We start from the raw sequence: 560 nt of genomic DNA, 5'->3' as shown, positions 1-560 counted from the left end.
TCGCCGGAGCGGCGGCCCTGAGAGCCAAATCATGTTCCTGAAGGGTGGCTGTTCCCCGATAGGATGAAGTACGGGCTCACGACTGGACGCCGGGCCCAGCATCAACGGAGAACAGATGACAGAATATATCGGTCTCGACGTGTCGATGAAAGAGACGGCAGTGTCGATCCGCCGTGAAGGCGAACGGATCTGGCGCGGAAAGTGCGCCTCTGATCCCAACATCATTGCCGAGCTTGTCCGCAAGCGGGCGCCTGCCGCAAAGCGCATCGTATTCGAAGCCGGCCCATTGTCGGTGTGGTTCTATCATTCTCTGCGCAGCGCGGGTTGCCAGCAGTCTGCATCGATGCTCGCCATGCCAAAGCTGTGCTTGATATGGCGGCGAACAAGACGGACGCGAACGACGCCGACGGTTTGGCGCAGCTTGCCGAGGTAGGGTTCTTTCGCGAGGTGCGCGTCAAAGGCTTCGACAGCATGTTGACCCGCACGCTCGTGGCAGCCCGCACCCGGCTGGTCCGGATCACCGTCGAGCTTTCCAACCAGATCCGAGGGATCATGAAAAC

At 60.5% G+C, this 560-nt stretch carries 1 pseudogene; it reads left to right on the top strand.

What is annotated here, in order from left to right:
• Positions 1–115: 115 nt before the first annotated feature.
• A pseudogene (locus EOB36_RS33990) lies at positions 116–560 on the top strand (transposase); the annotation flags it as partial.

Origin of the sequence: Mesorhizobium sp. M6A.T.Cr.TU.017.01.1.1 (assembly GCF_004023115.1) — a bacterium.
Taxonomy (GTDB): Bacteria; Pseudomonadota; Alphaproteobacteria; order Rhizobiales; family Rhizobiaceae; genus Mesorhizobium; species Mesorhizobium mediterraneum.
This window is presented reverse-complemented; position numbering and strand designations above follow the sequence as displayed.